Source organism: Streptomyces himalayensis subsp. himalayensis (genome assembly GCF_013778455.1).
Classification (GTDB): domain Bacteria; phylum Actinomycetota; class Actinomycetes; order Streptomycetales; family Streptomycetaceae; genus Streptomyces; species Streptomyces himalayensis.
Genome location: NZ_JACEHE010000033.1, coordinates 31,671 through 53,151, shown reverse-complemented (window position 1 = coordinate 53,151; position 21,481 = coordinate 31,671). Strand labels below are relative to the sequence as shown.

The 21,481-nt window shown below is 69.9% G+C and carries 20 protein-coding genes, 1 tRNA gene and 1 pseudogene; 19 read left to right on the top strand and 3 right to left on the bottom strand.

The features are described 5' to 3' along the window. Positions 1–286: 286 nt before the first annotated feature. From H1D24_RS43075 to H1D24_RS34805, 10 genes and pseudogenes are all read left to right on the top strand, one after another. Positions 287–409 carry a hypothetical protein gene (locus H1D24_RS43075; protein WP_258564549.1) on the top strand — a complete coding sequence of 41 codons (123 nt, stop codon included), beginning with the start codon at positions 287–289 and terminating at the stop codon, positions 407–409. Further along, complete coding sequence (gene kdpF / locus H1D24_RS34845) at positions 406–495, top strand: K(+)-transporting ATPase subunit F (RefSeq protein WP_181661732.1); 90 nt, start codon at positions 406–408, stop codon at positions 493–495. The genes H1D24_RS43075 and kdpF overlap by 4 nt, the downstream gene beginning before the upstream one ends. Before the next feature lie 8 nt (positions 496–503). Next, positions 504–2,183, top strand: coding sequence for a potassium-transporting ATPase subunit KdpA (gene kdpA, locus H1D24_RS34840; protein WP_181661731.1), 1,680 nt, complete (start codon positions 504–506; stop codon positions 2,181–2,183). After that, the gene (kdpB, locus tag H1D24_RS34835) at positions 2,180–4,315 is read left to right on the top strand and encodes a potassium-transporting ATPase subunit KdpB (protein WP_181661730.1); all 2,136 of its coding nucleotides are present in this window, start codon (positions 2,180–2,182) and stop codon (positions 4,313–4,315) included. Before kdpA ends, kdpB begins: the two co-directional genes overlap by 4 nt. 5 nt (positions 4,316–4,320) lie before the next feature. Further along, a complete protein-coding gene (locus H1D24_RS34830) occupies positions 4,321–4,992 on the top strand; it encodes a potassium-transporting ATPase subunit C (RefSeq protein ID WP_181661729.1) in 672 nt (223 codons plus the stop codon). A gap of 123 nt (positions 4,993–5,115) precedes the next feature. Then, positions 5,116–5,253, top strand: a pseudogene (locus tag H1D24_RS34825) (DNA-binding response regulator); the annotation flags it as partial. 70 nt (positions 5,254–5,323) lie between these two features. Then, positions 5,324–7,876, top strand: a complete 2,553-nt coding sequence (locus H1D24_RS34820) for a DUF4118 domain-containing protein (RefSeq protein ID WP_181661728.1) — start codon at positions 5,324–5,326, stop codon at positions 7,874–7,876. Between the two features lie 109 nt (positions 7,877–7,985). Beyond that, positions 7,986–8,186, top strand: coding sequence for a hypothetical protein (locus H1D24_RS44440; protein ID WP_309484558.1), 201 nt, complete (start codon positions 7,986–7,988; stop codon positions 8,184–8,186). Next, complete coding sequence (locus H1D24_RS34810) at positions 8,096–9,169, top strand: NAD(P)-dependent oxidoreductase (RefSeq protein WP_309484556.1); 1,074 nt, start codon at positions 8,096–8,098, stop codon at positions 9,167–9,169. The genes H1D24_RS44440 and H1D24_RS34810 overlap by 91 nt, the downstream gene beginning before the upstream one ends. A gap of 66 nt (positions 9,170–9,235) precedes the next feature. Beyond that, on the top strand, positions 9,236–10,108 hold the full coding sequence (locus tag H1D24_RS34805; RefSeq protein ID WP_181661726.1) for a potassium channel family protein: 873 nt from the start codon (positions 9,236–9,238) through the stop codon (positions 10,106–10,108). Between the two features lie 34 nt (positions 10,109–10,142). Here the strand turns inward: H1D24_RS34805 and H1D24_RS34800 are convergent, their stop codons facing one another. Then, complete coding sequence (locus H1D24_RS34800) at positions 10,143–10,958, bottom strand: SAM-dependent methyltransferase (RefSeq protein ID WP_181661725.1); 816 nt, start codon at positions 10,956–10,958, stop codon at positions 10,143–10,145. A 443-nt stretch (positions 10,959–11,401) separates the two neighbouring features. Between H1D24_RS34800 and H1D24_RS34795 the strand changes: the two genes are divergently transcribed. The 9 genes from H1D24_RS34795 (at position 11,402) to H1D24_RS34755 (ending at position 17,601) form a co-directional block, all read left to right on the top strand. Beyond that, positions 11,402–13,477, top strand: coding sequence for an ATP-binding protein (locus tag H1D24_RS34795; RefSeq protein WP_181661724.1), 2,076 nt, complete (start codon positions 11,402–11,404; stop codon positions 13,475–13,477). A 137-nt stretch (positions 13,478–13,614) separates the two neighbouring features. Then, positions 13,615–14,049, top strand: coding sequence for a roadblock/LC7 domain-containing protein (locus tag H1D24_RS34790; protein WP_181661723.1), 435 nt, complete (start codon positions 13,615–13,617; stop codon positions 14,047–14,049). Between the two features lie 2 nt (positions 14,050–14,051). Continuing rightward, on the top strand, positions 14,052–14,423 hold the full coding sequence (locus H1D24_RS34785; RefSeq protein ID WP_181661722.1) for a DUF742 domain-containing protein: 372 nt from the start codon (positions 14,052–14,054) through the stop codon (positions 14,421–14,423). Continuing rightward, on the top strand, positions 14,401–15,009 hold the full coding sequence (locus H1D24_RS34780) for a GTP-binding protein (protein WP_181661721.1): 609 nt from the start codon (positions 14,401–14,403) through the stop codon (positions 15,007–15,009). The genes H1D24_RS34785 and H1D24_RS34780 overlap by 23 nt, the downstream gene beginning before the upstream one ends. Then, positions 15,006–15,656 (top strand): GAF domain-containing protein, encoded by a 651-nt coding sequence (locus tag H1D24_RS34775; RefSeq protein ID WP_181661720.1) that lies wholly within the window; start codon positions 15,006–15,008, stop codon positions 15,654–15,656. Before H1D24_RS34780 ends, H1D24_RS34775 begins: the two co-directional genes overlap by 4 nt. 51 nt (positions 15,657–15,707) lie before the next feature. Beyond that, entirely contained in the window at positions 15,708–16,292 is a 585-nt protein-coding gene (locus H1D24_RS34770; protein WP_309484555.1) for a helix-turn-helix domain-containing protein, read from the top strand. Next, complete coding sequence (locus tag H1D24_RS34765) at positions 16,289–16,867, top strand: GNAT family N-acetyltransferase (RefSeq protein ID WP_181661719.1); 579 nt, start codon at positions 16,289–16,291, stop codon at positions 16,865–16,867. Before H1D24_RS34770 ends, H1D24_RS34765 begins: the two co-directional genes overlap by 4 nt. Before the next feature lie 70 nt (positions 16,868–16,937). After that, entirely contained in the window at positions 16,938–17,297 is a 360-nt protein-coding gene (locus H1D24_RS34760) for an MmcQ/YjbR family DNA-binding protein (protein ID WP_181661718.1), read from the top strand. A gap of 230 nt (positions 17,298–17,527) precedes the next feature. Next, positions 17,528–17,601: transfer RNA gene (locus tag H1D24_RS34755), tRNA-Pro, on the top strand. Positions 17,602–18,038: 437 nt separating this feature from the next. Here the strand turns inward: H1D24_RS34755 and H1D24_RS34750 are convergent. Both H1D24_RS34750 and H1D24_RS34745 read right to left on the bottom strand, forming a co-directional pair. Then, positions 18,039–19,199, bottom strand: coding sequence for a tyrosine-type recombinase/integrase (locus tag H1D24_RS34750; RefSeq protein ID WP_258564547.1), 1,161 nt, complete (start codon positions 19,197–19,199; stop codon positions 18,039–18,041). Positions 19,200–19,650: 451 nt separating this feature from the next. Then, positions 19,651–21,108 (bottom strand): AAA family ATPase, encoded by a 1,458-nt coding sequence (locus H1D24_RS34745; protein ID WP_181661748.1) that lies wholly within the window; start codon positions 21,106–21,108, stop codon positions 19,651–19,653. Positions 21,109–21,481 lie beyond the last annotated feature (373 nt).

Below are 21,481 nucleotides of genomic sequence, written 5' to 3'. Positions count from 1 at the left end.
GGATCAGGGCGTGAATACACAGCGTCATGCCGTACGCCGTCTTCAGCCGCTGGGCGGGTGAGGTTCGAGGCGGTGAGGTTCGAGGTGCCCGGCTGCGGCCGCCGCCGTGCACGGTCCGCCGCAAGGCGCCGGGCTTCGCGCCTGTCGGCCGTTCCCGCAGCTCGAGCGGGACGGCCCACCGCACGGTGAGCGGGACCGCCGTAAGAGTCGCGTCAAGGGAGTCGGGGCTGCCGTAAGGGAGTCGTCAACGGCGGTCGAATCCGGCCGCAGAGGCGTTTTCCTCGAGTTGTCCGATTCTCTTCCGAACCTCATCCAGGAGCTCGCGATGGCCGACCTGGCCTTCGTCCTCACCATGATCGCGGTGTTCGCGCTCGTGGCTCTCGTCGCCAAAGGGGTGACGAAGCTGTGACCGCCGAGACCATCGTCGGCCTTGTCGTGGCCGTCGCCCTGCTGGGTTATCTCGTCCTCGCCCTCGTTTTCCCGGAGAGGTTCTGACCAGCGTCATGGGTCCCGTACTTGCCGGCGTGCTCCAGCTGCTCGCGCTCATAGCCGCGCTGGCGCTCGTCCACCGCCCCCTGGGCGACTACATGGCCCGCGTCTACTCCTCCGACAAGCACTGGCGCGTCGAGAAGTGGATCTACAAGGGCATCGGCGCCAACCCGGCCACCGAGATGCGCTGGCCCGCCTATCTGCGCGGTGTCCTCGCCTTCTCGGCCGCCGGCGTTCTGTTCCTGTACCTGCTGCAGCGGATCCAGGGCGTCCTGCCCGGCTCGCTGGGCTTCGCATCCATCGACCCGGACCAGGCGTTCAACACCGCCGCGTCCTTCGTGTCGAACACCAACTGGCAGTCCTACTACGGCGAGCAGGCCATGGGCCACGTCGTGCAGACCGCCGGTCTCGCGGTGCAGAACTTCGTCTCCGCCGCTGTCGGCATGGCGGTGGCCGTGGCGCTGGTGCGCGGCTTCGCCCGTTCTCGCACCGGTGACCTCGGCAACTTCTGGTCCGACATGGTACGCGGTGTGACCCGCATCCTGCTGCCGCTCTCCGTCGTCGCAGCGATCGTCCTCGTGGCCTGCGGCGCCATCCAGAACTTCTCCGGGATCCACGAGGTCGGACAATTCTTCAATGGGCACAGCATGGGGGGTGCGCAGGAGTGGAACGGAGGCGCGGTCGCCTCGCAGGAGGCCATCAAGGAGCTGGGCACCAACGGCGGCGGTTACTTCAACGCCAACAGCGCACACCCCTTCGAGAACCCCACCCCGTTCACCAACCTGTTCGAGATCTTCCTGCTCCTGGTCATCCCGTTCACGCTGACCCGCACGTTCGGGGTCATGGTCGGCAGCGTCAAGCAGGGCTACGCGCTCCTCGCCACCATGGCGACCATCTGGGTCGGCTTCGTCGCCCTGATGATGTGGACCGAGTTCGCCCACCGCGGCCCGGCGTTCGAGATCGCGGGTGGCGCCCTGGAGGGCAAGGAGGTCCGCTTCGGGGTCGGCGCGTCGTCGATCTTCGCAGTGTCGACCACCCTGACCTCGACCGGTGCGGTGGATTCCTTCCACTCCTCGTTCACCGGTCTCGGCGGCGGTATCGCGATGCTCGGCATGATGCTGGGCGAGATCGCGCCCGGCGGTGTGGGCTCCGGCCTCTACGGCATCCTGATCATGGCGATCATCGCGGTGTTCATCGCGGGCCTGATGGTGGGCCGTACGCCTGAGTACCTGGGCAAGAAGATCGGCACCCGCGAGATCAAGCTGGCCGCGCTCTACATCCTGATCACCCCGACGCTGGTGCTCGTCTTCACCGCCGCGGCGATGGCGCTGCCGACGCCTGGCAACTCGATGACCAACAGCGGGGCGCACGGATTCTCCGAGATCCTGTACGCCTACACCTCGGGCGCCAACAACAACGGCTCCGCCTTCGCCGGTCTGAACGCCGACACCCAGTGGTTCAACACCACGATCGGGCTCGCGATGCTGCTCGGCCGGTTCCTGCCGATGGTGTTCGTCCTGGCGCTCGCGGGCTCGCTCGCCGAGCAGAAGCCGGTGCCGGTCACCGCGGGCACCCTGCGCACCGAAAAGCCGCTGTTCACCGGCCTGTTGGTGGGCGCGATCCTGATCATCACCGGTCTGACGTACTTCCCGGCCCTCGCGCTGGGCCCGCTCGCCGAGGGGCTGGCGGCATGACCACCCGTATACAGAAGCAAGAGGACTCGATGTCCACCGCCACCACTCCGACCCGGGCGCCGTACAGCGACGTACCGACCGCCCACAAGACCCCCGAGGGCCGCGTCGGCGCCGGGCTCTTCGACCCCAGGCAGCTGGTCAGGTCGCTGCCGGACGCCTTCCGCAAGCTCGACCCGCGGGTGATGGTCAAGTCGCCCGTGATGTTTGTGGTGCTGGTCGGGTCCGTCCTGACGACGGTGTTCTCCTTCACGGACCCGGGCGACTGGTTCGGCTGGGCGATCAGCGCCTGGCTCTGGCTGACCGTCATCTTCGCCAACCTGGCGGAGGCCGTCGCCGAGGGGCGCGGCAAGGCGCAGGCCGACACGCTGCGCAAGGCCAAGACCGACACCGTGGCCCGGCGGCTCGTGGGCGACCGTGAGGAGCGGGTGCCCGGCACCGAGCTGCGCATCGGCGACCTGGTCGTGTGCGAGGCGGGTGACATCATCCCCGGCGACGGTGACGTGGTCGAGGGTGTAGCGAGCGTCGACGAGTCGGCCATCACCGGCGAGTCGGCCCCGGTCATCCGGGAGTCGGGCGGTGACCGGTCGGCCGTCACCGGCGGTACGAAGGTGCTGTCCGACCGCATCGTCATCAAGATCACGACGAAGCCCGGTGAGACCTTCATCGACCGGATGATCAACCTGGTCGAGGGTGCCGCGCGGCAGAAGACGCCCAACGAGATCGCGCTGAACATCCTCCTGGCATCGCTCACCATCGTCTTCCTGCTGGCCGTCGCCACGCTGCCGCCGTTCGCGGACTACGCCGGCACGCACCTGACCATGGTCGTGCTGGTGGCCCTGCTGGTCTGCCTGATCCCCACCACGATCGGCGCGCTGCTGTCGGCGATCGGCATCGCGGGCATGGACCGGCTGGTGCAGCGCAACGTGCTCGCCATGTCCGGCCGTGCGGTCGAGGCGGCCGGCGACGTGTCGACGCTGCTGCTCGACAAGACCGGGACCATCACGTTCGGCAACCGGCAGGCCGCCGAGTTCGTGCCGGTGCAGGGCGTGACGGAAGCCGAGGTCGCGGACGCCGCCCAGCTGTCCTCGCTGGCCGATGAGACGCCCGAGGGCCGCTCCATCGTCGTACTGGCGAAGGAGAAGTACGGGTTGCGCGAGCGCCACCAGGGCGAGTTGGCGAACGCCGAGTGGATCGGCTTCACCGCCCAGACCCGTATGTCGGGTGTGGACGTCGACGGCAAGAAGATCCGCAAGGGTGCGGCCGGTTCCGTCCTCGCCTGGGTGCAGGAGCGCGGCGGCGAGGTCGCCGACGACGCGGACGGGATCGCGAACCGTATCTCCGAAGCGGGCGGCACCCCGCTGCTCGTGGCGATCGAGGACACCGGAGGCGCCCGCGTCCTCGGCGTCATCCACCTCAAGGACGTCGTCAAGGACGGCATGCGCGAGCGGTTCGACGAGCTGCGCCGCATGGGCATCAAGACTGTCATGATCACGGGTGACAACCCGCTGACCGCCAAGGCGATCGCCGAGGAGGCGGGCGTCGACGACTTCCTCGCCGAGGCCACGCCTGAGGACAAGATGGCGCTCATCAAGCGCGAGCAGGCGGGCGGCAAGCTCGTCGCGATGACCGGCGACGGTACGAACGACGCGCCCGCGCTGGCCCAGGCCGATGTCGGCGTGGCGATGAACACCGGAACGTCGGCCGCCAAGGAGGCCGGCAACATGGTCGACCTCGACTCCAACCCGACCAAGCTCATCGAGATCGTCGAGATCGGCAAACAACTCCTCATCACTCGGGGCGCGTTGACGACGTTCTCCATCGCCAACGACGTCGCGAAGTACTTCGCGATCATCCCGGCGCTGTTCGCGGCGGTCTACCCGGGCCTGGACAAGCTGAACATCATGCAGCTGTCCTCGCCGGACTCCGCCATCCTGTCCGCGGTCATCTTCAACGCGCTGATCATCATCGCCCTCGTACCGCTCGCCCTGCGCGGCGTGCAGTACCGGCCGGTGAGCGCCGACAGGATGCTCCGGCGCAACCTCGGGATCTACGGCCTGGGCGGGCTCATCGCCCCCTTCATCGGCATCAAGATCATCGACGTACTCATCTCTCTGATTCCCGGAGTCGGCTGATCGCCATGAACAATTCGGTCATCAACACCGCCCGGCTTTTCGCGGCGGGCCTGCGGGCTCTCCTCGTACTGACCGTGGTGACGGGCATCCTCTATCCGCTGGTCGTCACCGGCGTGGCCCAGGGGCTGTTCGACAGCAAGGCGAACGGCTCGGACATCAAGGACCACACCGGCCAGGTCGTCGGCTCCTCGCTCATCGGCCAGGCGTACAACCTTCCGCTGAAGGAGGGTCAGGAGACCCCGGAGCCCGACCTGAAGTGGTTCCAGGGCCGCCCGCAGAACGGCCTCGGCACCAACAGCGTCAACACCCAGTACAAGCTCATCCTCTCCGGCGCCACCAACCGCTCCGGCGACAACGAAGAGCTCATCCAGTGGATCAAGGACGCCAAGGCCGCCGTCGTCAAGGACAACTCCACCGCGGACTACAAGGTGAAGCCCTCGGACGTGCCCGCCGACGCGGTCACCTCCTCAGGCTCCGGCCTGGACCCGGACATCTCCCCGCAGTACGCCGACCTTCAGGTGCACCGGATCGCGGAGAAGAACGGTCTGTCCGTCGAGCAGGTACAGAAGCTCGTCGACGAGCACACCGAGGGCCGCACCCTCGGCTTCATCGGCGAGCCCCGCGTGAACGTCCTCGAACTCAACATCGCGCTCAAGGAACTCCTGGCGGAGAGCTGATGGGTTTACGCATGCTGTGCGGAAGCCGGCGGCCCGGGACACACTCCGGTCCGCCGGTTCCCGGTGCCACGAAGCCCCTGCGGAGTGCTCCGCCCCCGCGCACGACACGAAAGGCGCACACCGATGACCCGGGTGCTGGTCGTGGAGGACGATCTCCAGCTCGTACGCGCGCTCGTCATCGACAAGCAGGCCCGCCACCACGGCGTCGACGCGGCGCCGGACGGGGCAACGGCCGTGCGACTGGCGGCCACGCGCCAGCCGCACCGCTTCGAGAACTGACCCGCACTCCGCTCCTCATGACCCGATCGCACACGACCACAGGGACGAGACGATGGCACGCGGCAAGCTCCGGATCTACCTCGGTGCGGCACCGGGCGTAGGCAAGACGTACGCGATGCTGTCCGAGGCACACCGCCGCGTCGAGCGGGGCACCGACTGCGTCGTCGCCTTCGTGGAGCACCACGCCCGACCGCGTACCGAGGTGATGCTGCACGGCCTGGAGCAGATCCCGCGCAAGGAACTCGCATACCGGGAAACGACGTTCACGGAGATGGACGTCGACGCCGTACTGGCCAGACGCCCGCAGGTGGCCCTGGTGGACGAGCTCGCGCACACCAACATCCCCGGTTCGCGCAACGACAAGCGCTGGCAGGACGTCGAGGAGCTGCTCGAGGCCGGGATCGACGTCATCTCGACGGTGAACATCCAGCACCTGGAGTCCCTCGGCGACGTCGTCGAGTCGATAACCGGCGTACGGCAGAAGGAGACCCTCCCCGACGAGGTGGTGCGGCGGGCCGACCAGGTCGAGCTGGTCGACATGTCGCCCGAGGCACTGCGCCGCCGCATGGCGCACGGCAACATCTACAAGCCGGACAAGGTCGACGCGGCCCTGTCGAACTACTTCCGGCCCGGCAATCTGACGGCGCTTCGGGAACTGGCGCTGCTGTGGGTGGCCGACCGGGTCGACGAGTACCTGACCGAGTACCGCAGCGAGCACCACGTCTCGGCGATCTGGGGCTCCCGCGAGCGCATCGTGGTCGGCCTCACAGGTGGTCCCGAGGGCCGTACGCTGATCCGCCGCGCGGCGCGACTGGCGGAGAAGGGCGCCGGAGGTGAGGTGCTCGCCGTGTACATCGCCCGCAGCGACGGTCTCAGCTCGGCCTCGCCCAAGGAACTCGCCGTCCAGCGCACCCTCGTGGAGGACCTCGGCGGCACCTTCCACCACGTGGTCGGCGACGACATCCCCGCCGCGCTCCTGGACTTCGCACGCGGGGTCAACGCCACCCAGATCGTGCTCGGTGTGTCACGTCGCAAGAGTTGGCAGTACGTCTTCGGACCCGGCGTCGGCGCCACCGTGGCCCGGGAATCGGGACCGGACCTGGACGTCCACCTGATCACCCACGACGAGGCGGGCAAGGGACGCGGGCTGCCCGTCGCGCGAGGCGCGCGTCTGGGCCGGGCCCGGATGATCTGGGGCTGGCTGGTGGGCCTCGGTGGACCGGCGCTGCTCACCCTGCTGCTCAGCACGGCCGCACTCGACGTCGGCCTGGCCAACGACGTGCTGCTGTTCCTGACCGTGACGGTGGCAGCGGCCCTGCTGGGCGGTCTGCTGCCCGCACTGGCCTCGGCGGCGGTGGGGTCGCTGCTGCTGAACTGGTTCTTCACGCCGCCCGTCCACACCTGGACGATCGCCGATCCGAAGAACATCGTCGCGATCGCCGTCTTCTTCGGCGTCGCGGTGTCGGTGGCGTCGGTGGTGGACCTCGCAGCCCGGCGCACCCATCAGGCGGCCCGGCTGCGGGCCGAGTCGGAGATCCTCTCCTTCCTCGCGGGCAGCGTGCTGCGCGGAGAGACCAGCCTGGACGCACTGCTCGAACGCGTCCGCGAGACCTTCGCCATGGAATCCGCAGCGCTGCTGGAGCGGGAGAACGACACGGCTCCCTGGACCTGCGCGGGCAACGTCGGCCGGGGCCCCGTGGTGGAGCGCCCCGAGGACGCGGACGTGGACGTGCCCGTCGGCGACCACATGGCGCTCGCCCTCTCCGGCCGGGTGCTGCCCGCCGAGGACCGGCGTGTGCTTGCCGCCTTCGCCGCCCAGGCCGCCGTCGTCCTGGACCGGCAGCGCCTGCAGTCCGAGGCCGACCAGGCAAAGGAACTGGCAGAGGGCAACCGCATCCGCACCGCGCTGCTCGCCGCCGTCAGCCACGACCTGCGCACACCCCTCGCCGGAATCAAGGCATCCGTCTCCTCGCTCCGCTCCGACGACGTCGAGTGGTCCGAGGAGGACCGTGCGGAACTCCTCGAAGCGATCGAGGAGGGCGCCGACCGCCTCGATCACCTGGTGGGGAACCTCCTCGACATGTCCCGCCTGCAGACCGGCACGGTCGCGCCGCTCATCCGCGAGGTGGACCTCGACGAGGTGGTCCCCATGGCACTCGTCGGCATCCCCGACCACGACTCGGTCGTCGTCCTGGACGTTCCCGAAACCCTGCCGATGGTCGCCGTCGACAAGGGCCTGCTGGAACGCGCCGTCGCCAACGTCGTGGAGAACGCCGTCAAGTACAGCCGTGTCGGTGAGCCGGTGGCGGTGTCGGCCAGCGCGCTCGCCGAGCGAGTGGAGGTGCGCGTCGTCGACCGTGGCCCTGGCGTCCCCGACGAGGCCAAGGACCGTATCTTCGAGCCCTTCCAGCGCTACGGCGACGCCCCGCGCGGCGCGGGAGTCGGCCTCGGACTGGCGGTCGCCCGCGGCTTCGCCGAGGCCATGGGCGGCACCCTCACCGCCGAGGACACGCCCGGCGGCGGCCTCACCATGGTCCTCACGCTCCCGGCGGCCCGGAGCCATGCGTCCGTCCCTGCCGAACTTCCCGCGACGGCCAGGTCGTAGAGGCACTCTTCCCGCTCGTCAGCGGACTGGCAGGACATCGAGAGCTGTGAGTGCCAGGTGCAGCTCGGCGCGCTGTTCGCCGGATTCGTCGCAGTCGAGCAGGCGCTCGATGGTACGCAGGCGTTGGCAGATGGTCTCCCGCGTCAGACCGCCCGCCGCTGGACGCGCGCGCGTCGTCGAGTTCCAGGCGCCTGCCGAGGGCGTCCCGGGCCGTCTGTCGTGGACGGCCAAGCAGGACGGCAGGCCGGAGGGGCATCTGGACGTGCTGCACGCGTGGCTGGACGGCCTCGTCCGCGCCGCCTCCCAGTAAGCGCGCCCTGGGTGCGCCCATGGCCTCGGGTTGCGCCCGGTGTCGTACCGTCCAGGTGGGAGAACGCGAACACACAGCACGGAGTTGACGTCATGACCGACACGCTCACCGTTGGTGTCCTGGGTACGGGGATCATGGGGGCCGGGATGGCCCGGAACCTCGCCCGCGCCGGGCACACCGTCCGCGCCTGGAACCGCACCCGCGACAAGGCCGAACCGCTGGCCGCCGACGACGTGCACATCGCCGACACCCCCGCCGAAGCGGTGCAGGGCGCCGATGTCGTCCTGACCATGCTGTACGACGGCCACGCCGCCCTCGACGTCATGCGCCAGGCCGCGCCGGCCCTGGGCCCCGGGACCGCCTGGGTGCAGTCGACCACCGCGGGCATCGAGTCGACCGGCGAACTGGCCGCCTTCGCCCGCGAGCACGACCTGCTCTTCTACGACGCGCCCGTGCTCGGCACCCGCCAGCCCGCCGAGTCCGGACAGCTGCTCATCCTGGCGGCCGGTCCAAGCGAGGGCAGGGACGTGGTGACGCCGGTGTTCGACGCCGTCGGAGCCCGCACCGTGTGGACCGGTGAGGACGGCGCGGCGGGCAGCGCGACGCGCCTGAAGCTGGTGGCCAACAGCTGGGTCATCGCGGCCACCAACGCCGCCGGCGAAGTCCTCGCCCTCGCCAAGGCCCTCGGCGTGGACCCGCAGAACTTCTTCGACGCCATCGCCGGCGGCCCGCTCGACATGGGCTACCTGCGCGCCAAGACGGCGTTGGTCTTGAACGACCAGCTGTCTCCTGCCCAGTTCGCTGTGGCCACCGCCGCCAAGGACACCCGCCTGATCGTCGAAGCCGGTCGGCAGAACGGTGTACGCCTGGACGTCGCCGCCGCGAGCGCCGAACGCCTGGAGCGCGCCGCAGCGCAGGGCCACGGCGACGAGGACATGGCCGCCGCCTACTTCGCCAGCTTCGAAGCAACGCCCTCGTCCTGAGGGCAGCCCCGGCGACCCGGTGGATCACCAGGCCGGACTCATGCGGCGCGCCCCAGGAGGATGCACATGAAATGGCTGATCACGCTCGTCGGCGCAGCCGTCGTGGCGACCATTCTCAGGGACGTGTTCCACACCCTGTGGCACCCCACCCGCCACGGAGGCCTCAGCCGGATCATCATGACGGGACTGTGGCGGCTGTCCTCGCGGCTCAGCCCCCGACGGCGGGCGGCGGGTCTCGCGGGGCCACTCGGCATGGTGACCGTGGTGGCCACGTGGGCGCTCTGCGTGGCCGTGGGATGGGCACTGATCTACTGGCCCCACATGCCGGGCGCCTTCTCCTTCTCCGCCGCGCTCGAACCGGGCGAACACTCCGGCCCGGTGGACGCACTGTACGTTTCGCTGGTCACCCTCGCCACGCTCGGTCTCGGCGACATCGCACCGATCGCCGGCTGGCTGCGGATCGTCGCCCCCATGGAAGCCCTCGTCGGCTTCGCCCTGATGACGGCCACCGTCTCCTGGGTCCTGGGGATCTACCCGGCCCTAGCGCGGAGGCGGACCCTGGCGCTGCGCATCGCGCATCTCCGCCATACCGGCTCCGCGGCGCAGCACCTGGACTCCGCCGCCGGCGCGGTGGCCCTGGACGGTCTGGCCGACGACGTCGCACGTATCTGCGTGGACCTCTCTCAGTACGCCGAGTCCTACTACTTCCATGACGGCCACGGCGACATGTCACTGGCTCGCCAGGCCGGCTACGCCGCCGAGCTGGCCGCCCTCGGCAACAGAGCCCAACGCCCGGATGTCAGGGCGTCCGCAGCCGTACTCACAGCCGCTCTCGAGGATCTCGCCGGCATCCTCGACCGATGGTTCCTGCACACCGAGGGCACCATGCGGCAGACCTTCCAGGCATACGCTCGCGACCACGGCGGTGACGTGGCATGACGTCCGGGCCGGCTCCTCCGGCATGCGAACGACCTCAGGGCTTGCGCCCGAGACCACCGTGCTGGCCGATCGGCACCGGTTCGCCGGACGATTTCTCCGGCCGCCACAGCGGCACCGGGACAACGCCGGGCTCCACGAGTTCCAAGCCGTCGAAGTACGCCGCGATCTGTGCCACCGGCCGCAGGAAGTAAGGGACCGCGCCCGTCTCGTTGTAGCTGTCCTGGGCCTGCTCGTAGTCCGGGTCGATGCCCCGGGAACCGTCGTTGACGGACAGATGGCTGCCGGGCGGCAGGCCGTCCATCAGCCGGCGGACGATGGAGCATGCCTGATCGTGGTCCGCGACGTGTCCCAGGATTCCGCTGAGTATCAGGGCCGTGGGACGCGCGAGGTCCAGCGTCTCGGCGGCGGCCGCCAGGATACGGTCCGGCTCGTAGAGGCTGGCGTCCACATAGGCGGTCGCCCCTTGCGGGGTGGAGCCGAGCAGGGCGTGGGCGTGCGCGAGAACCAGCGGGTCGTTGTCGACGTAGACGATCCTCGCGTCCGGTGCGATCCCCTGGGCGACCTCGTGGGTGTTGTCCACGGTCGGCAGGCCGGACCCCACATCCACGAACTGCCGGACACCCGCCTCGGCGACCAGGTAGCGGATGCTGCGGCGCAGGAAGGCGCGGCTGCTCCGGGCGATGGTCACGATGCCGGGGAAGACGGCGCTGTACGCGTCGCCGGCCTCCTCGTCCACGGGGTGGTTGTCCTTGCCGCCCAGCCAGTAGTTCCAGATGCGGGCCGAGTGCGGCACCGAGGTGTCGATCTCCTGGTTCGCCGCCGGTCCGGGAGTGATCGCATGGTCCGTCATGGGCACTGTTTCCTCAGCCGAAGCGTGTACGTCACGCACAACCTAAGGCCCAATGTCCGGGACACGTACGTCAGTTCCCGCTTTCAGCGCTGGTTCGTGGCGCCAGTATGCGAACAGACATCCAAGCGGATTTTCGTACTAGCGCGCGAAGGTTCATACCAGAGCGGGACGTTGCTCGTGCGAGTTTGTCAACTGCCTGCCGCACATGATGAGTTGGCGACTACCGTCAGTGTTCGTCGCGCGACGCAGGGCGCCACCCCGCATCACGCACGGCACTGTGATGCCGCATGCCTGAGTCGCGCCGCACGCCGGAGCCCACAGGCGCACCCCGACCCACGCCGGACCACTCCGACGTACCCAGAAGCACCCCGAAGCACTCCGAAGCATCATCACGCACCCCCGAAGCACACCGACGCACCCGAAGCATTCGTACTAGGACGCTGATGTCTCACCTTCGTGCACCGGCCGCACGTGCAGACCGCCGTGAAGGCGGCCGGCACGGCAAACCGGGCGGCCGTGCCGTGCCGCAACTGCCCGAGGCACCCATACGGCCGCAGTTGCTGCGCATCGCGGTACTGCCCCCCGTCGCGGTCGCCCTGAGCGCGTGCGCCGCCGTGCTGTTCACCGTCCGCTCGACGGGTGTCGCGCCGAGCCCCACGCTGTGGGCCGTGCTCTCCGGAGCCGTCGGGGTCACCCTGGCGGGCATCGTGATCGCCGCCGTCGCGGCCGATCGTGCCGCGAGGTCCGTACGCGACCGCGTCGGTGCCCTGCGCCGCACAGCCGCCCGGAACCAGTCCGACCTGCGTGACGTCGTGGAGGCGCTGCGCAGGGGAGACGGGCCGCCGCCGACCGGTCGTACGCCTGCCCAAACAGCCCCGAACGGCGACGACTTGGCCCTGCTCGCGGACGAACTCTCCCGCACCCACGACGTGGCCGTGGCCGCCGTGGTCAAGGCCTCTCAGCTCTCGAGCCAGGCCGGAAGCGCGCAGAAGGTCGAGGTCTTCGTCAATCTCGCGCGACGGCTCCAGTCGCTCGTCCACCGCGAGATCACGATCCTCGACGACCTGGAGCACGAGGTCGAGGACCCCGAACTGCTCAAGGGCCTCTTCCACGTCGATCATCTGGCCACCCGCACCCGCCGGCACGCGGAGAACCTCGCCGTGCTCGGCGGCGCGGTCTCCCGCCGCCAGTGGACCAACCCGGTCTCCATGACGGAAGTCCTGCGCTCGGCCATCGCGGAGGTTGAGCAGTACTCGCGCGTCAAACTTGTGCCGCCCATCGACGGCACCCTGCGCGGGCACGCCGTCGCCGACGTCATCCATCTGCTGGCGGAACTCGTCGAGAACGCCACCGCGTTCTCCGCACCCGGGACGCAGGTGCTGTTGCGCGCGGGTACGGTGACCTCCGGGCTGGCCGTCGAGGTCGAGGACCGCGGCCTCGGCATGCCCGTCACCGAGCAGAACAAGATGAACGCCCTCCTCGCCGACCCGGACCAGGTCAATGTCGCGAGCCTCCTCCAGGACGGGCGGATCGGCCTGTACGTGGTATCCCAACTGGCCCGCAGGCACGGCATCGCGGTGCGGCTGGGGACCAATATCTACGGCGGCGTGCAGGCCGTCATCGTCGTACCGCAGGACCTGCTCGGCGGGGAGCCGGACCAGCCCCCGGCGCGTGCCCTCCAGGCACCGGCTGCGCCCAGCTCGCCGCAGCCGACGGGCACCCGTGGCACCGGCGGTGACGCGGCGGATGTGCAGGGGCAACGGGTCGCCGTCGCCGACGCCCCGCTGCCCGCGCACGGCGCGCGCATCGCCGTCCCACGGCAACGGCAGGGGCAACAGCAACCGACACAGCCGCAACAACCGACACGGCCCCAGCAACTCACACAGCCCCAGCGCACCGAGTCGCAACCCCAGCACGGCGAGTCGCAACCTCAGCACAGCGAGTCGCAGCCCCAGCCCCGGAACTGGTCGCAGTCGGACCGCGCCGCCCCGCCGCCGACGCCGTCGCCCGACGGGACAGTCGCGCCGTCCACGGCCTCCGCCGGCGGAACAGTGGCTCGCCCCGCCCACGCACCGGCCGATGCGACAACCGCTCAATCGGCCGCGACAACTGCCCACCCCGCGAAGGGCAGTAGCGTCGCGCCTCTGCCCGTCCGCGGAGCACGGAAGAACCGCCCCAGCATCGCCGAATCCGTGCCAGGCATCCGGCCCGAGGACCGGCAGGCGGCGACGGAGCACGCCGCCACCCTGCTCACGCCTCGCTCGGAAGCGGTGCGTGGCACTGTGGAGCGGCCCCGACTCCCCAGGCGCCGCGCCCAGCAGCACATAGTGCCTCAGCTCCGGGAAGGGCCGGTCCCGCGCCGCGAGGAGCAACCCGTCGGCCATGACCCGGCGCTCATGGCCGCGTTCCGGCGCGGCATCGGCCTGGCCGAGGCGCAGTACGCGCGCGACCAGGCGAACGACCGGGCAACCGACCACCACCTCGGCGCCCAGCCCGACGGGAGCGAACCGGCCGGCTGATGCGCTCCACCCCCACACGCCCGCACTCCCCACATGTCCGCATCCCACACATGTCCCGCAACCCCCCACCACGTGCCCCGCACCCCGCAACCCCGCTCCCGCAGAACCTCGTACTACTCCAAGGAGTCGATCCCCCCATGGCGAGCGATGTGCCGACCGGCCATGTATCCGATCTCGACTGGCTGATGAGCGGCCTCGTACAGCGTGTGCCGCACACCAGAAGCGCCGTGCTGCTCTCCTCCGACGGACTCGTCAAGTCCGTCCACGGCCTCGACCCGGACAGCGCGGACCACATGGCCGCGCTCGCGTCGGGCCTGTACTCGCTGGGGCGCAGCGCCGGTGTCCGATTCGGGGACGGCGGGGAGGTGCGCCAGGTCGTCGTGGAACTCGACTCCACCCTGCTGTTCGTCACCACCGCCGGCTCCGGCACCTGCCTGGCCGTACTCGCCGGGCGCGAGGCGGATGCGGCCGTGCTCGGATACGAGATGGCGATGCTGGTCAAGAGCGTGCGCCCGTATCTGGTCACAGCGCCACGGCAGCCCGCCGCCCAACCTTCGGCGATGAGGCCTTGAGGGTGGCGGCGCCCCAGGACGGGCCGTGGTTGGACGGGGCGGCCGGACGGCTCGTCCGCCCCTACACGGTCAGCGACGGCCGGACCCGTCCGTCCGCGGCCCTGGACCTGCTGTCGCAGTTCATGACCACCGGAACCAAGCCCCTCGGCTATCTCGGACCCGAGCACCGACAGGTCCTCGACCTGTGCAAGGGCCCGCTCTCGGTCGCGGAGATAGCCGCCCACCTGAAGCTGCCCGCAGCCGTCACGAAGGTCCTGCTCTCCGACCTCGTCGACTGCGGGGCGCTCACCACCAAGCCACCCGACTTCTACCACAACCCCACTGACCGGTCCCTTCTGGAGGCAGTGCTCGATGGACTACGACGACAGCTCTGACGCATTCCCGACCGCGCTGAAGATCCTCGTCGCGGGCGGGTTCGGGGTCGGCAAGACGACCTTCGTGGGCGCGGTCAGCGAGATCGCGCCGCTCAGTACGGAGGAGCTGCTCACCACGGTCAGCGCGGCGACCGACAATCTGGAAGGCATCGAGAACAAGGTCGAGACGACCGTCGCGATGGACTTCGGGCGGATCACCCTCGACCGGCAGCACGTGCTCTATCTGTTCGGTACGCCCGGGCAGGAGCGGTTCTGGTTCATGTGGGACGAGCTCTCCACAGGTGCCCTCGGGGCGGTGGTCCTCGCCGACACCCGGCGGCTGCAGGACTGCTTCGCGGCAGTCGACTTCTTCGAGGAGCGCGGCCTGGGGTTCATTCTCGCGATCAACGATTTCGACGGCGCGCACCGCTACGACCCCGAGGAAGTACGGGCTGCGATAGACCTCGATCCGCGCGTGCCCGTGGTGCGGTGCGACGCGCGGATCTCCAGTTCGGCCATCCAGACCCTGCTGACCCTCGTCAAGCATCTGCTGGCCCACGCCCCGTCCCACGCGCCTAGCCACGGAGCCCACGGAGCCCACACATGAGGTACCACCCGCCCGCCTCCGCGGCCCCACTCCTGCTGACGCCCGTCGACAGCGAGGCACCCGCACGGATGCAGCGGCTGCGCGTGCTCGGTCTGGGGGAGCGGCCCGAACCCACGCTCGACGCCTTCGCGGACCGGCTCGCCGAGGTGACCGGGGCGCCGTACGCGATGGTCAACTTCATCGACGAGAACCGCCAGTTCTTCGCAGGCCTGCATGTCCCGGGCGGCAGGCACACCGGTATCGGGCGCGGTGTGGCGGAACCCGCGGCGGTCACACATGGGCATGGGGCACATGCGGTGCACCGCGGGGTACAGGGCTTCCATGGGGTAGAGCGATCCCATGGTGTGAACCGCTATATGGCCAGGGACCATGGGTACTGCCCCCATGTGGTCGTCCGACGAAAGGCGCTGGTCCTGGAGGACGTCTGCGACTTTCCGCGGTTCGCCGGGAACCCGGTCGTCGACGAGATCGGGATCCGCTCGTACATGGGCGCCCCGCTCATCGACCGCACGGGCATCGCGCTCGGCACGGTATGTGTGGTGGACACCGAGCCGCGGCCCTGGGGGAGGGCCGGACTCGAGACGATCAAGTCGATGGCGGCGGAGCTGACCGAACGGATCCAGGCGCGGGAGGACGGCGGTATCTGAGCACTCTGTTTCAGATAGGGGCTGTTTCAGATATGGGATAGCATCCCGAATGTGAAACACGATGTGAGTGTGCTCGCCGCTGACCCGGTTGACGTCCGGCTCGCGGCGCGCCTGGCGGAGCTGCGCGCCGAACGAGGCTGGTCGCTGGGGGAGCTGGCGGAACGCACCGGAATCAGCCGCTCGACGCTGTCCCGTGCGGAGCGCGCGGAGATCAGCCCCACGGCCTCCCTCCTCAACCGGATCTGCGCCGTCTACCAGCGCACCATGTCGCAACTGCTCAGCGAGGTGGAGGCGGAACCGGCGCAGGTGGTGCGCGCGACCGACCAGGCGGAGTGGACGGACAGCGCCTCCGGCTTCGTACGCCGCTCGGTGTCGCCGCCACTTGCGGGCCTGCGCGGCGAGATCGTCGAGGGCCGGCTCGAGGCGGGCGCGGACATCGCCTACGACCGGCCTTCCGTGCCGGGCCTGGAGCAGCACATCTGGGTCCTGGGCGGAACACTGCACCTCACGACAAAGGGCGACGAACACGTCCTGAACAGCGGTGACTGTCTGCGCTTCCGGGTCTGGGGGCCGGTCCGTTTCCACTGCCCCGGGCCGAACCCGGTGCGGTACGCCCTGGTGGTGGTGGCCCCATGACCCGGATACAGCGACTGTCGTCCGCGGAACTGCTCGCCGCCGCGGACGCTCTGGGTGATCTTCTCAGCGACGTGGTGGACGGCGGGTCCTCGCTCGGATTTCTGGCGCCCTTCGACCCGGGCGCGGCTGCCGCATGGTGGCGGAGCCTCGCGCCCGCGGTGGCGCACGACCGCCTCGCCGTATGGACCGCTCGGGATGGGGACCGCGTGATCGGAACGGTCAGCGTCGCCTTCGCGGACAAGCCGAACGGCCGCCACCGCGCCGAGATCAACAAGCTGATGGTGCACCGCACGGCGCGCGGCCAAGGGCTCGGCCGCACCCTGCTGACCACCGCGGAAAGCGCCGCGGCCGCCAAGGGCGTGACCCTGCTGATCCTCGACACCCAGACGGCCAGTCCCGCCGAGTCCCTGTACCGCGCGGCCGGGTGGACAGCGGCCGGCGTGATCCCGGATTTCGCGACGGACCCGGCCGGGACGCTGCATCCGACGACGCTGTTCTACAAGCGAGTGAACGACATCGATCCTGTGAAGCCGGTGGACGAAGCAAGCCGCGTGGCGGTGCAAACCAGCACCTGACGGGCTCCGGCGGGGATCGGCCGGTGGATTGACCGGGGGATTGTCGGTGGCGTTGGCTACGGTTCGTGTCATGCCAGACGCAGACGACGTACGCCGCATCGCCCTCTCGCTGCCGGATACGACGGAGAAGATCGCCTGGGCCATGCCCACCTTCCGGGTCGCCGGAAAGATGTTCGCCACGCTGCCCGAGGACGAGACATCCATCGCCGTCCGCTGCCCCAAGGAAGAGCGCGACGAGCTGGTCCTCGCCGAGCCGGAGAAGTTCTGGATCGCCGACCACGAGGCGGGCTTCGCATGGGTCCGGGTGCGGCTCGGCGCGCTGGAGGACGACGGCGAGCTGCACGACATCCTCGCCGACTCATGGCGCCAGGCCGCGCCGGGCCGCCTGCACGAGGCGTATCCGGAGCTGGGGCTGCCGGCCATCGACTGACACGCTAGGGCCGGCCCGTCGACGTCTTCCGCTGATCCCGCGCATCGGCGCGCGGCTGATCTCGCCCATGGGCGCGCGACGGGCCCGTATCGCAGGTGGCGCGGTGGTCCGGGGCCCGGCGGCTGCCCCGGCATGTCATCGGGACGAAAAGCCGTGAGCGACCACGGGCCGGAGTGCGGTATTGTTTCCGTGCGCGTTCGGCCAGGGGAAACCCCAGGTCATACGAGCACCGGGACGTGGCGCAGCTTGGTAGCGCACTTGACTGGGGGTCAAGGGGTCGCAGGTTCAAATCCTGTCGTCCCGACAGGAATGTCGGTGAAAACCGCAGTTCAACGGCCGGTTCGAGGTATCTCGAACCGGCTGTTATCTGTTTGACCGGCTGGGAGAGGCCTGAGGCCTCGGGCGCTCCCGGAATCGAAAATGTGCTGTGGGCGGCGGGGGTAGGTCGTGCGTCTGTCCACGTTGTCGCGGTGCCGGGGTGGTGGTGGCTGTTCGATGGACAACATGTCTCGCGGGTAAGGGGTCGTGAGTGTCTGATCGTGCGTGTACGGCCGCTCAGGTACGTCTACGGCCGGTCGTCCGTGAGAGTGCCGCATGCACGCGGGCCAGGAGTGCCTGCTATGCCGGAGTTCCGGGGGCGTGTTCCCGTGGCGGGCAGGGTGTTGGGCTCCCACTCGCTCCCAGTCGTTCGATTTTCTTGCTCGATTTCTCGGATGGTGTGGGGGGAGGGCGAGGGGGCCTCTACCAGCGTTGTGGTCTGCCCGGGACGGGGTGGCAGTCGCCGCTGAGGTAGTCGGTGATGGTCTGTCCGGCGGTGGTGAGGTGGCGGATGCTGGGGTGGAGGTAGCGCTGGGTGGTGGTGATGCTGCGGTGTCCGGCGATGTGCTGGAGGACGTGGAGGGGGATGCCGGCGTCGGCCATCCAGGTCAGCGCGGTGTGGCGGAGGTCGTGGCGGCGCAGGTGTTCGTGGCCGAGGTGGCGGGTGACGTCGTCCCAGTGGGTGGCGCGGCGCAGGCCCGCGGTGGTGATGCGGCCCCCGGAGGGGCCGGTGAAGAGGCGGGCGTCGGGCGTGCCGTGTACGGCGGCGATGCGGGCCGTGACGAGGGGGCGGAGGGGCTCGATGATGGGGACGGGTCGGGCGCGTTTGCCTTTGGTGGCCTTGTCGGCGAGTCCGCCGGGGGCGGGGGTGGTCTGGCGGCGGGCGTTCCAGATCCAGTGGTGGCGGTCGATGTCGCGGACGCGGATGCCGGAGACTTCGCCGATGCGGGCGCCGGTGCAGGCGGCGAAGATCACGGCCTGGCCCCAGCTGGGATAGTGGTGGTGGGCGGCAGCGGTGAGTGCGTCGGCGAGTCGGCGGAGCGTGGTGAAGTCGGGCAGTGCCAGGCCTCGTGGCTCGGTCAGTGCGTCCTCGGTGTCGAGGTAGAGGCGCTGCCAGCCCTTCAGCGCCTGCGGGGGCTGGGTGAGCCAGCCGTCGCGTGCGGCCTGGCGGGTGATACGGGCCAGGACGGCCAGGGTGTTCTTGATCGCGGACTCGCGGTGTCCGCCGGCAGCCCAGTGGTGGACGGCGCGGTCGATCGTTCCGGGGGTGAGGCGGTCGATGGGGATGGTGCCGAGGGTGGGCAGGAGTCGTTGTCGCCAGGCGGCGAGGTAGGCGCCGTGGGTGGTGGGTTCCAGGCCGGCGAGGGCGAGGTCCATGACGCGGGCTCCGTAGCCGGCGAGGGAGGGCGCGTCGGGAAGGTGGGGCACCGGGCGGTCGGCGAGCGAGGTCAGGGCGGTCAGCAGGGCGGCGGCGAGATCCGGGAGGCAGTGGGCGGACTGCTGCCCGGGAGCGATCGGCAGGGGAGGGGCGGGCACGGGCGTCGTCGGTGCGGGGCCGGATGACGGCGGCGAGGGTGATGTCATGTCTGCACCGTGGGCGCCGACCGGCTCGTGGGACAGTTTGATCTCGGCCGGTCCCTCAACGCGTGCTGTTTTGGGTGGCGTTGGTCACCGACGGGCGGCGCGTCACGCCGCCGCATGGACGATCGTGCTGCAGCGGCGTCATGGTCGGCAGGCCGACTCTGATGGCAGTCGATCCCCGCGTGCGGCCTGGTGGGCCTGAAGTGTGGTGGCCGGACCGCCGGAACGTGGCGGTCCGGACGCGACGGCGGCGCGGGCTTATCCCTGGTACGGGTCGGTGATTGTGCAGGGGCTGCGGGCGGCTGCGACGAGGGGGGCCGTGAATGATGCGCACCCGTGGTGCCGACACCACCGCGGTAGTGGAGTCCGTGCTCGCCGAAGACTGCCTCGGCACGACAGAGGTCATGATCAGTGGCGGGCCGAGGGGCGCTGAGGTGCCCGGGGATACGGCGGGTCAGGCGCCCTTGTAGAGGCGTTCGAGGTCGACGAGTTGGATGTTCGGGTCGTGGGCGGCGCGGGTGTGCAGGTCGTCGGTGAAGCCGGCGCCGCTGAAGCAGAGCAGGCGGGTGGCGGGGGCGTTGACGGTGCCGCGGGCGCGGATCAGGTCGCGGATGTGCTCGAGGCGCTGGACGTGGCCGAAGCCCATGGTCTCGTTCCACTTGGCCTCGCCGATGGCGAGGAGTGTCTCGCGGCCGTCCTCGTCGCGTCCGAAGGCGGCGAGGTCGACTTCGTGGCTGGCGCGGGCCGCGGTGTCGGCGACAGTGCCTGACTCGACGCGGGTGCGCTGTCCGCCGAGGGTGTCGGGGGAGGCGTACCAGCGGGTCCAGGTGCGGCACAGCTGCTCGAAGTGGGGGCCGATGACCTTGCTGCGGAAGGTGGGATGCGAGCGCTGCCAGACGGATTCGGCCTGGCCGGGGCGCTCGAGGTCGCTCCACTCGGGGCGCATCAGGGCGTAGTAGAAGGTCAGGATCGGCTCGTTGATGCGGTAAGCGGAGCGTTTGCCGTGGAAGGCATCGGGTTCGCGGCTGATCATGCCGGTGTCCTCGAGGACGGTTAGGGCGTGTCCGAGGTCGGTGGACTTGCGCTCCAGGAAGCTCGCGATGCCGCCGCGGGTGTGGTTTCCCTGGGCGATGGCGGCGAGGACGCCGTGGTAGAGCGCGGTGTCGCGCAAGTCGGGTTCCTCGGCGAGGAGGAAGCGGGCTTCGCGGAAGAGCGGGCGGCCGGGGTTGAGGATGTTGCGCAGGATCCACGGGCCGAAATCGTCCAGGTCAGCGGGGACGTCGCCGAGGGTGAACTCGCGGCCGTAGGCCGGGGTGCCGCCGACGACGGAGTTGACCAGCATGGCCAGGCGCGGGTCGGTGATGCCCCAGAAGTCGGCGGCGAGGCGGAAGTCGAGGGTGGGCACGATCAGTTCGAGGCTGGCGCGGCCGCGCAGCGGTGCGGTGCCGGAGAGCAGGTTGCCCATGAAGGACAGCGCCGAGCCGCACAGCAGGAGACGTACGGGGCCGCCCTCGCGGCGGCCCTGCGGGCCCAGTGCGCGCTGTAGTAGGGAGGGGAGTTCGGGGGAGGCCTTGGCGAGGAAGGGGAATTCGTCGATGACGACGGTGAGGGGGCCGGTGCGCGCGGTGGCGAGGTGCATTGTGGCCTCGACGGCCTCGTCCCAGTGCGTGAACCGGTACGGGACGGTTCGGCCCTCGAAACGGGCCATCGCGACGCCGTACTGGCGCAGCGACTCCGCCTCGGTGGCCTCGCTGGCGGCGAAGAAGAAGCCGTCCGTGGCCCGCGCGATCCCATCGAGCAGGAAGGTCTTGCCCTGCCTGCGCCGCCCGGAGACCACACCGAGGGTCGCCTCGGGGCCCGGGTAGGTGACGAAGCGCACCAGCTCGGACCACTCGAAGTCACGGTCGAACATGCCGTCCGGCTTGTGGGTTTTCGGCTGGCTCACGGGACACCTCCGGGATGGCATGGCAATAATGAGCGTGTTAATTATAGACGCACCTATCATTTAGCGCCGTGGGTTGTCTGCCACGCCTGGACCTCCGGGGCTGTTTCCGGAGACCTCGCAACCGTCCGCCGAGGGCCGGGCGTGCCGTGGCCCCGCACGTCCTGCTGCAACTGCGAACGTCATGTGAGTGCGCCCATGCACTCCGCACGCTGCCTGGAGTAGGAGGTCAGGTCCCCGCGAGCCAGCTTCAGCCTGGAGTACGAGCCGGAGAGCCGGCGCTCCGCCGACACCCCCCTCGGCACGGTGCCCAGGCATGGACCCGCACCGTGGACACCTACCT